The sequence below is a fragment of the Marinigracilibium pacificum genome (genome assembly GCF_012926615.1).
In the GTDB taxonomy this organism is placed as follows: Bacteria; Bacteroidota; Bacteroidia; order Cytophagales; family Cyclobacteriaceae; genus Mangrovivirga; species Mangrovivirga pacifica.
In genome coordinates, this window is record NZ_JABBNU010000007.1 from 127616 (window position 1) to 140162 (window position 12547).

Sequence of the window (12547 nt, forward strand, 5' to 3'; positions counted from 1 at the left end):
ACAAATATTATTTATAACTTATATATAGATACAAAGTTAAATCCGGATTTTTTAAACCATGAAGAAAATTTTCTTATTACTTATTTTAGTAATTACTTCTTTTAATAGTCTGAAGTCAACTGAAATTAATGATCCAGAAATTGTTGGTGTAAAAATAGTAGATCAACACAATGATAATTTTTCTATTGAAGTTGAGATTTCAAGTGAAGTTTCTTCATTTACTTATATTGTCTATTTAAATAAACTACCAAATTTCACTGTTGTTGAAAAAGGGAATTCTTCGAATAGGGTATTGAAAGTTTCTGGTTTGTTAAAATCGGAAATCTACATTATTACTTTTGAGGATGAAAATGGTAATAAGTTTAATACGGATTTAATAAAATTTGCTTTATAAAACATTCATGTTATTAATATTCATTTTAGAATGAGTAAAATACTAAATACAGGCCTGATTTTTTTAATATTTCTTTCAACAAGTTTTGCAGTAAGTGCTCAACTAAGCGCTAGCCTGACGGTTACCCCGGTTACTTGTAATGGAGATGCTGATGGAACAGTAACTATCACAATTCAGAATGGTACCGCACCATTTGATGTGTTTTTGTATGGTAGTAGTGGATTCCCGACTTTTCCAATAGCAACAGTTTTTGGTTTAACGGAAAACACTTATACTTTTACGGGACTTAGTGGTGATGCATATCAAGCTATTGTTCAAGATGATGCAGGAGCGCAAGTATTGACTCCTAGGGTTACACTTTTTGAGCCGGACCCTTTAATTATAGATAATTTTTCCGCTTCCAATATTTCATGCAGTGGTGCTAATGATGGTTCCATATCTTTTGATAATGTATCAGGAGGAAATGGTGGTTATGAATATAGTATTGATGGAGGAGCAAATTACGTTTCCTCTACTACTTTTACCGGTTTAACACCAGGGTCATACGATATGGTTGTCAGGGATGTTAATGGATGTCTTTCTTCTTTAAATAATGTTGTTTTAACTGAGCCAAATACTTTAACAATTGGTACTGTTGATGTTATAGATGCAACATGTTTTGGGGATCCAGGTACAATAACCATCATAGGTGTAAGCGGAGGGACTACCCCTTATGAATATAGCATTGATAATGGAGCTACATTCCAGTCTTCTAATGTATTTAACCCTACAGCAGGATCATACAATATTGTTGTTCAGGATGCAAACGGTTGCCGGGTTACTGATAATGCAACGATCAATGAGCCGACCCAGGTTGTTATTGACCAGGTAAATTCTGATGATGAGTCGTGTAGTGGGGCAGCTGACGGCCGTCTTTCTGTTGATGGTGTTTCAGGTGGAAATGGGCCATATAGATATAGTATAGATGGTGGAGCTACTTTTCAGGCTTCAAAGATATTTAATAATTTACCTGCAGGAACCTATGATGTTATTGCTCAAGACGATCTAGGATGTATTTCTCCAGTTTTTGAAGTAACTATTAATGAGGCAGCTGCTGTTGTTATTGATAACGTAAATACAACTGATGCTACTTGTAATGGAAATGCTGATGGCCAAATTTCTATTACGGCATCCGGTGGAAATGGTGTTTTTGAATATAGTTCGGATGGTGGTTCAACTTTCCAGTCATCAAATATATTTACTGGATTAGCAGCTGGAACTTATGATGTTCAGGTAAGAGGTGGTAATGGCTGTCTTTCTCCTATTGTTCAGGCAACTATTAATGAGCCAACTGCTGTTGTTATAGATGATTTTACCTCAAATGATGTTTTATGTTTTGGTGAATCAAATGGTTCTATAACAATAAATGCTGTTTCAGGAGGAAGTGGTTCTTATGAATATAGCATAAATGGTGGTACTACTTTCCAAGCTTCCAATTCTTTTACTGGTTTACCTGTGGGAGGATACGATTTAGTTGTTAGAGATGCAAATGGCTGTGAATCAGCTATACAACTTGTAAGTATTAATCAGCCAACAGAGCTATTAATTGGAACCATAACACCAACTGATGCATCATGTAATGGAGCTGCTGATGGAACAATAACAATAACTGGAGTTTCAGGTGGTACTGCTCCTTATGAATACTCTATTGATAATGGAGCTAGTTTTGTAACGTCAAATACATTTACAGGTATAAGTTCTGGGACTTATAATATTGTAGTTCGTGATGCCAATGGCTGTACAGTTTCAGGTAATACTACTGTAAGCGAGCCAGTTGCTGTTGCTATAGTAGGAGCAGATAAAACTGACGAGTCTTGTAATGGTGCATCAGATGGATCTATAACTTTTACATCTGTAGTTGGAGGAGCAGGGTTGCCTTATGAATTCAGTATTGATGGAGGAACAACTTATCAAAACTCTAATGTATTTACTGGATTAGCTGCCGGTACATATGATTTAATTGCAAGAGATGGAAATGGTTGTGAATCTGGAGTTGTTCAGGTGACAATAAATCCTGCAACTTCAATAAATGTTGATAATATAGCTGTTGTTGATGCTACTTGTAATGGAGATACAAATGGAGAACTAACTATTTCAGCTTCAGGTGGAAATGGTGTTTTTGAATATAGTATTGATGGAGGAACAACTTTCCAGGCTTCTAATAATTTTGCCGGACTTGCTTCTGGTACTTATGATATTCAAGTACGTGATGGAAACGGATGTCTTTCTCCAATTGTTCAGGCAACAATTAATGAACCTGATGTAGTTACTATAGATAATATAACTTCTACAGATGTTCTGTGCTTTGGCGAATCAACAGGTTCAATAGTTATTGATGCTGTTTCCGGAGGATCAGGAACTTTTGAATATAGTGTTGATGGGGGAACTACCTTCCAATCATCAAATAGTTTTACAGGATTGGCTACTGGTAACTATGATATTCAGGTAAGAGATTCAAATGGCTGTCTGTCAGCTATTTCAAATGTAGTTATTGCCGAACCAGCTGAATTGTTAATCGGTTCTATTGATAAAACGGATGCAATCTGTAATGGTGTTGCTGATGGATCAATAACAATAACTGGAGTGTCAGGCGGTACTGCACCTTATGAATACAGTATTGATAATGGTGCGACATTTCAAACGGTAAATAACTTCGTAGATATAAGTGCTGGAGCTTATAATATTGTAGTTCGTGATGCCAATGGTTGTACTGTAACAGGTAATACCACTGTAAATGAACCAGTTGCAGTTTCAATAGATGTAATTTCTTCGACAGATGAAACTTGTAATGGTTCTGCTGATGGAACAATCACTGTTGAAACAGTTAGTGGAGGAGATGGAGGACCTTACGAATATAGTTTTGATGGAGGATCCACATTCCAAAGTTCAAATACATTTACAGGTTTAGCTTCCGGTGTATATGATGTTGTTGCCCGGGATGGTAATGGATGTGAGTCTTTAGTTTCTCAAGTAACAATTAATGCTGCTATATCTGTAGCCGTCGATAATATTACAGTTGTTGATGCTACTTGTAATGGAGATACAAATGGAGAACTAACTATTTCAGCTTCAGGTGGTAATGGTGTTTTTGAATATAGTATTGATGGAGGAACAACCTTCCAGGCTTCTAATAATTTTGCCGGACTTGCTTCTGGTACTTATGATATTCAAGTACGTGATGGAAACGGATGTCTTTCTCCAGTTGTTCAGGCAACAATTAATGAACCTGATGTAGTTACTATAGATAATATAACTTCTACAGATGTTCTGTGCTTTGGCGAATCAACAGGTTCAATAGTTATTGATGCCGTTTCCGGAGGATCAGGAACTTTTGAATATAGTGTTGATGGGGGAACAACTTTCCAATCATCAAATAGTTTTACAGGATTAGCTACTGGTAACTATGATATTCAGGTAAGAGATTCAAATGGCTGTCTGTCAGCTATTTCAAATGTAGTTATTGCCGAACCAGCTGAATTGTTAATCGGTTCTATTGATAAAACGGATGCAACCTGTAATGGTGTTGCTGATGGAACGATAACAATAACTGGCGTTTCTGGCGGTACTACTCCTTATGAATACAGTATCGATAATGGTACGACATTTCAAGCAGCAAATAACTTCGTAGATATAAGTGCTGGATCTTATAATATTATAGTTCGTGATGCAAATGGTTGTACTGTAACAAGTAATACCACTGTAAATGAGCCAGTTGAAATTTTAATAGATGCAATTTCTTCGACAGATGAAACTTGTAATGGTTCTGCTGATGGAACGATAACTGTTGAAACAGTTAGTGGAGGAGATGGTGGTCCTTATGAATACAGCCTTGATGGAGGAACTATCTTCCAGAGTTCAAATTTATTTAACGGTTTGGTATCAGGTGTTTATGATGTAGTTGTAAGAGATGGTAATAATTGTATATCTCAGGTTTCTCAAATTACAATCAATGCTGCTCCTTCTGTTGTAATTGACAATATTTCGGTTACTGATGCGACATGCAATGGTATTGGAGATGGTGCGTTAATAATTAGTGCATCCGGAGGCACAGGTACATATGAGTTTAGTATTGATGCAGGAACAACTTTTCAAAATGGAAATAATTTCATAGGGTTGACTGCTGGAACATATGATGTAGTTGTTAGAGATGGAAATGGTTGTATTGCTTCAGAGCAAGCAATAATTAATGAACCAACTGCTTTGGTTATCGATAATATTACTACCGTTGATGCCGGATGTACAACTGGTTCTGAAGGTGAGATAAATATTTCAGTATCAGGCGGTACACCAACTTATGATTATAGTATTGACGGTGGAAATAATTTCATCCCAGGTAATCCTTCATTCACCGGACTGACAGCTGGTACTTATGATATAGTTGTTAGGGATGCAAACGGATGTACAGTTACCTCTACAGCAACTATTGATCCGGGGGCAAATATTACTGTTGGTAATATTATTCCAGTAGATGAATCTTGTGATGGAAATGCCGATGGAAGTATTGAATTACAAACTATAAATGGTGGTACTCCTCCTTATACATTCAGTACAGATGGTGGTGTTACTTACCCGTTTAATGCTCCTGGTTCTACAGGCGACATTCTTACAGCCGGAACATACTCTATATTTGTCAGAGATGCTTCGGGTTGTTTTGTAGATCTTGGTACCCAGACTATTAACACTACTCCACGTGTTACTCCTGAAATAACAATTTCTGCGGATCAAAATCCTTCTTGTATTGGTTCTACGATCAATTTTACTGCTACTATTAACAATGCTGGAGTAGATCCTGATATCGCCTGGTTCGTAAATGGAGCTGAAGTTCAGGTAGATAAGTCAGGAACTTATTCGGGAACAACTTTAAATGATAATGATATAGTTTCAGCAGAAGTAAGAGTAACAGATGCTTCGTTTACTTGTGTTACTTCGACTGTTGTTACTTCAAACGATATAACTGTAGATTACCAGAATAACCTGGTAGCATCAGTAAATCTAACAGTTAATCCTGCCCCGTCATGTGATGGTGAACCGGTTACTTTAACAGCTATTCCTTCAAACGGAGGTGCAAATCCTACTTTTGAGTGGTCTGTTAATGGAGTAGTTCAGGTGGGTGAAGTTTCTGAAACTTTCGTTAGCTCGACATTATCTGATGGTGATGATGTTGAGGTAGTTATGACTGCTGACCCTGCGTTTACCTGTGTTACAGGTAGCCCTGCAAGTGCTTCAACAACTATTAATATAGCGCCAGTTGAGAACCTGACAGTTGATATTACTGCTGATCAGAACAATATTTGTGAAAGTGGGACTATAAACTTTACCTCTTTAATAAACGGAGGTGGAACGAACCCTACTTATCAATGGTTAATTGATGGAAACCCAATAACAGGTGAAACTAATGATTCATTTGTATTAAGTGGATTAGCTTCAGGTACATACGATGTATCGCTAAGAGTGACATCAAGTAATCCATGCGCAAATGGAAGTCCGGCAGTTTCAGCTCCTGTTTCCATTACAATTTCTCCGGAATTGGTAGCAGATATTAGTATCACTGCTGATCTAAACCCTGCTTGTACTGGTGATAATGTAACCTTTACAGCTAATGTGACTAATGGTGGAACAACTCCTGGAATCCAATGGAGAGTTAACGGAACTGATGTAACCGGTGAAACGGGACTAACATATACAACTAATACATTAAACGATGGAGATATAGTTACTGCGTTTTTAACTGTTGATCCAACTTCAGTTTGTATAACACCAGCTTCGATTGAGTCTAATTCGATAAATATGTTGGTTGGTAATGGTTTTAACCCGTTAGTTGAAATCACAGCCGATCAAAATCCTATTTGTGCAGGTAATGATGTGACATTTACTTCAACTGTTAGTGCTGTTGGTACAAATCCTGTTTATCAATGGAGAATAGATGGTGTTGATCAGCCAGGTGCCACAAGTGACACATTTGTAGCTTCAGGATTAACTGATGGACAAGAAGTTTCATTGTTTGTAACTGTTGATCCTGCATTTACTTGTGCTAATCAACCTAGCGTGGGTGATACTATAGCAATTAGTGTATCTAATTCAATTGATCCTTCAGTTGTATTAGTTTCAACTAATAACCCGGCTTGTCCTGGTGGAGATATTGTTTTCGAAGCACAGCCTACAAATGGTGGTACAAATCCTACCTTCGAATGGTTTATTGATGGTAATTTAATTGCTGGTGAGACTAGCGAAACATTAACTTTTAATACAGCAACTTTAAATGGTGGTGAAGTGATTTCAGTAGAAATGACAGTTGATCCTTCCTTGACTTGCGCAACTTCTACAGTAGTTTCTGCTTCTGAAAATATCCAGTTAAATACTGCTTCACCTGTAGGAGTAAATATTGTAGCAGACCAGAATCCGGTTTGTGATGGTGAACAAATTACTTTCACAGCAACAATAAATAATGCGGGAGCAAACCCTGTAATAAACTGGTATGTTGACAATTTATTAGTTCCTGGAGAAAATTCAGTCACTTATGCTGCTGTCTTAACAGATGGACAAATAGTAAAAGCAGTTGTTGATGCAGATCCTTCATTGACCTGTGTTTCTAATAATCCTGCCGAATCAAATGAGATAACAGTCAATACAAGTACTTCAGTTGATCCAACAGTTCAAATTTCGGTGGATCAAAATCCTGTTTGTATTAATGATGTTGTAACATTTACCTCAACAGTTAATAATGCAGGTGCTAATCCAACATACGAGTGGTATGTAAATGGTGTACTGGTAGCTGGATTAAATGCTGATACATACTCAACAGATACTTTATCAAATAATGATATAATAAGGTTGGATGTGACTGCAGATCCTACATTTAGATGTGCATCTGTAAATGCAGTTCAATCAAATGAAATTACCCTAGCAGTAGCAAGTCAGTTAAATGCATTTGTTGCAATTCAGCTAGACCAAAATCCTTCATGTACTAATGATGATGTGACATTTAGTGTTGCATTGAGTATTGGTTCTGGCATTAACCCGACTTATGAGTGGTTTGTAAATGGAACTACCACAGGTCAATTTGGAACTACTTTCACAACAAACTCTGTAGTATCAGGTGATGAGGTTTATGTTCAAATGACTGCTGATCCTACTGCAAGTTGTGTACAGGGAAGCCCGGCTATTTCCAATGTTATCCAGATTCAGCGTGTTGCTGATCTGACCATGGATGTATCAATAAGTGCTGACAGAACTCAAATATGTGATGGAGAAGAAGTTAATTTCACGGCATTCACTCAAAATGGAGGTGCTAATCCTTCATACCAATGGTTAATTAATGGAACAAGTGTAAACGGTGAAATTTCTCAAACATTTACTTCATCAACTTTAAATGATGGTGATATTGTAAGTGTGGTTGTAACTGCTGATCCAAATGTATCATGTGTTACAAATTCGCCGATAGAATCTAATGAAATCACAATAAATGTAGGTGGTCAGGCACCTGTTGCTGTTGATGTTACTGCATCGGAAACTGCAATTTGTGCAGGAACATCAGTTACATTTACGGCTAATGCATCTAATGCAGGGCTAAATCCTGATTACCAATGGATAATCAATGGAGTGGATGTAGCAGGAGAGACCTCACCAACGTTTTCAACATCTACTTTAAATAACGGAGATATAGTTTCTGTAAGATTAACAGCTGACCCTACATTAACATGTGCAGTAGGTAGCCCGGTTGAATCAACTGGAATTGCTATCCAGGTTGATAATGCAGTACCACAAGCTCCTGTATTAGATCCGATTACAAATGCAATTTGTGAATCATTTACAATAAGCTGGAATAATGTAGCTGGGGCATCTTCGTATGAAGTAGATATTTCAACAGATAATTTCAATACGTTCATTACTGGCTATAATGCATTTAATACTGATCAGACTTCTTTGGTTGTTGCCGGTTTAACAACTGGAACTACTTATGAAGTCAGAGTAAGAGCATTAAACGGTTGTGGTATTTCTGGTAATAGCAATATTGAGTCTGATACTCCAACAAATGATGGACCTCAAGCTCCAACAAATATTCAAGCAGCAACAATTGATTGTGATGCATTCACTCTAAGCTGGAATGCAGCAGTTGGTGCATCTGGTTACTTTGTAGATATTGCTACTGATGCAGCATTTGCAAATAAAATAGTTGATAATGTTGACGCTGGAAATAACCTGACATATGATGTAACAGGATTGACTCAAGACACTGATTACTTCGTAAGGATAGCAGGATATAATACTTGTGCTACAGGATCTTACTCTACAGTTGTTACAATTACAACTATTGGAACCCCATCGGCACCGGTAATTGCGTCGTCAAATGAACTTTGTGATAGATATACAATAAGCTGGACAGCAGTTCCATCTGCAACCTCATATCAGATAGATGTTGCATTCGATGCTGCATTCACGGCAATATTGCCTAATTATAATAACAGAGATATAGGAAATGTAACAACATTTAATGTTACAGGAATACCAGCTGAAACTACAGTATTCACACGTGTAAGAGCAGTAAACAATTGTGCTACAAGCATCAATTCAAATGTTGTTCAGTCAACTACGTTAGCAGCAGATGATCCTGCTTGTACAGGTGGTGGTACTGGCGAATGTGCAACAGTTAAGATTACTCCTGAGCCGGTAGCTGCAACATGCTCTAACTCAGATGGTGGTGTATTCTTTGATATTGACCCTGCTGTACCATTAGTTAATAATGTAGGTGTAATAATCGATTTAACAGGTCCGGCAGAGCGAACTAATTACAATGACTTTACTTTTGACGGTCTGCCACAGGGTATTTACCAGTATACAATTGTATATGGTGATTCATCTTGTATCAAGACTGGAGAATTTACTATAGACAGATCAGGAACAATAGGAGAGCCTGTAGTTTCAGAGGTACAGAATTCAACATGTGTTGGTTCTCCATCTGGTTCTGCAAGAGTAACATTCCCTGATCAACCATCAGGAGATGTATTACAGTGGTCTGTTGATGGCGTAAACTGGACTAACTTCTTAAATGGTAGTGTGATTACAGGTTTACCTGCTGGTCCTGAACCTTCAAACCAGTTGGTAGTTAGCTTCAGAAGAAATGCTTCAGATCCTTGTTATGCAGGAACGACAATTATAATTGGAAACGAGTATGAAGATTATGATGCAGATGTTACAGTACTTGATGAAGCAACTTGTAACGGAAGTGATGGTGCAGTTGAAATAACAAATATTACCGGTGGAACTGGTAGCTATGAGTATCAATTAGATGGTATTCCTCTAGCATTCCCTGCTGATGGTATATTTGATGGTTTAACAGGTGGTACTCATGAGTTATTAATTATTGATACAGGAGTAGATTGTAGCAAGGCTATTCAATTCTTTGTACCAAGTCCTGGATTAGTGTCATTTACTTCTAATGCAAGTGATCCGACATGCGCCGGTGATGGCAGAGATGGATCAATAGAGATTCAGATCGACCCATCATTCTTGCCTGGAACGTACGAGATTGCTATAGCAGAACGACCAGGTTTAGATTCAGGCTTTGTGGCTGTACCTACAAATGGAAGGTTTGTATTTGCTAACCTTGATCAGGGAACATATTATGTAGCTGTTAAAGGAGTAGGAGAAGATGCATGTCCTAATGAACAAGTAATTACTATTAGTGGTGGACCTTTAGCTGTTGATTTTGAAACACAGTTAGTATGTCAAGATAATAAGCAAGCCTTATTGCTAACTAATATCCAAGGTCAAATAGGGGCTGATTTCAGACTTCAAGTAAGAAATGTATCAGGAGGTACAGGAGGATATAATAAGACCTTTAATATACCTTATTCTGATATCTCTGGTGGTAATTATTTAATAGAGGATGATCAGTTGTATGATTTCTTACTAATTCAAGATTTTTATACGGCTACATTGACTCAAATACAGTCTAACTGTCCTCCAACTGATGTTGTTGCAAGTGAAGCCAAAGACTTCCAGATAACAGATATACTTGATTTTGATGTTGACAATATTAGAGTTTCATTCCCTGATAGAGCTACTGGCTCAATGAGAATAACAAATATTCAGGGGGGAACCCCAGGGTATGAGGCCTCAATTGAACTAATCGCTCCATTATTTGCTGATCAAGGAGTATTTATTGATTGGACAGACGTTCCTCAGGATAACCAGTCATTAAAATATGAGATTACATTTGATGATCTATATGCAGGTGATTACAGCGTAATGGTTAGAGATGCAGGCGGATGTGAAATTGAGAAGATTATTGAGCTTCCATTAGACGAAAGCATCTTTATCCCTAACGTGTTTACTCCAAATAACGATGGTTTCAATGATACTTTCTATATCAGAAATCTACCAGATAACTCAAGACTTGTTATTACTAACAGATATGGACGTACTGTCTATGAATCTGATAACTATGATAACGAAGAAGGATTTGATGGAGGTGATGAGCCAGACGGAGTTTATTATTATTACTTAGAGGTTCCAGGTGGTGATTCTTATTCCGGATGGGTTGAGATTTGGAAAGGACCAACAGACTAAAATTTAATTAAAAATATGAAGCCGGATTTTATCCGGCTTTTTTTATGTTTCATAGTTTGGTTGAAAACCTTCGATATTGTATTATTGGGATTAATTCGATAAATACCTTTCAACCGAATATCGAATTTATTTTTTCAACCATAATTCAATTTTTATATGCTGGAAACTCTTCATAAAACCAGTAACGACAAACTAGTAACGAAATCCGGAGGAGAAGCTACAAATTATGAGTCTTTAGCTGTTAATATATCTGCATTCTCGAAAGTCGAGTCTTGGGTTAAGCAGGTGATGAATGCTAGAATGGACGAAATAAAGGATAATCTACCTCCTAAAGGTTTTAATGATATTTGTAAGGCGCCACCTATCCCTGAAAATTCAGCATGGTCAAGATTAACAGAGGAATTTGATACATCTTTAGTTGAATTATTTACCATATCTGTAGTATTTACATCCCAATTTCAGCCATTTACTCTAATACCTTTATGGTCTAATCAAAAATTGAATTTCTGGGCTGGCGGAGGAAGAGATAAAGAAAAATTAACCATAGCACCTACTATGCGTACAATTCTTTTTCTTCTTGCTGGATTTGATGGAGTGAAAAGGGCGCTATACCTGAATGAATTAATTGATAGCCGATTGTTTAAAGAACAAGTGTTGCATTTGAGCAGAGGTGAGTTTGAAACTTTCGAAAATGGTATATTACGAATCAGTGATGAATATTACTGCTCGTTAATGACAGGTAAGAAACCTGTTATTTCTGTTTCTGCTGATTTTCCAGCTACTTTATTGACTACAAATAAAAGCTTTTCTGATCTTGTTCTGAAAGATAATACCAAGGAGCAATTGAACTCCCTGATAAATTATGTTCGGTTTAGTAATGAGTTATACGGTGATGAAGATTTCGCTAAAAAGGTAAAGAAGGGATATGTAGCCATGTTATATGGACCTCCGGGGACAGGAAAAACATTAACTGCCTCTGTACTTGGTAAAGAGCTCGATACTCCTGTTTATGCAGTAGACCTTTCAAGAGTAGTGTCAAAATATATTGGTGAAACTGAGAAAAATCTTGAAAAGATCTTTGACAGACTTGAATCAAAAGAATGCATTTTGTTTTTTGATGAAGCGGATGCTCTTTTTGGTAAGAGAACTGAAGTAAAAGATGCTAAAGACAGATATGCGAATCAGGAAGTAGCTTATTTGCTTCAGCGCATTGAGAAATTTCCTGGTCTGGTATTATTGGCAAGTAACTTCAATCAAAATCTTGATATTGCATTTCGAAGAAGAATATTGACATCCATTTTTATAGCACCTCCGGGAAAAGAAGAAAGAAAATTTCTTTGGGAAAATAGCATTCCAAATGGTTTTGAGTTTCAGGAAAATTATGGTTCTGAATACCTGGCTGATACTTATCAATTGACAGGTGCAAATATTAGTAACATAATAAAACTTTCTTGTCTTGACGCCAAAAGCAACAACTCTAGTGTACTTTCATTGGACATATTGTCAAAATATATAAAAGCAGAACAGGCTAAGGAAAGGAACTAG

At 37.0% G+C, this 12547-nt stretch carries 3 protein-coding genes; all 3 read left to right on the top strand.

Annotated features, from left to right (window positions below; all coding sequences use genetic code 11):
• Nucleotides 1–58: 58 nt before the first annotated feature.
• Nucleotides 59–394, top strand: a complete 336-nt coding sequence (locus tag HH304_RS12305) for a hypothetical protein (protein ID WP_169681918.1) — start codon at nt 59–61, stop codon at nt 392–394.
• Nucleotides 395–424: 30 nt separating this feature from the next.
• The gene (locus HH304_RS12310) at nt 425–11002 is read left to right on the top strand and encodes a fibronectin type III domain-containing protein (RefSeq protein ID WP_169681920.1); all 10578 of its coding nucleotides are present in this window, start codon (nt 425–427) and stop codon (nt 11000–11002) included.
• A 156-nt stretch (nt 11003–11158) separates the two neighbouring features.
• The gene (locus HH304_RS12315) at nt 11159–12547 is read left to right on the top strand and encodes an ATP-binding protein (protein ID WP_169681922.1); all 1389 of its coding nucleotides are present in this window, start codon (nt 11159–11161) and stop codon (nt 12545–12547) included.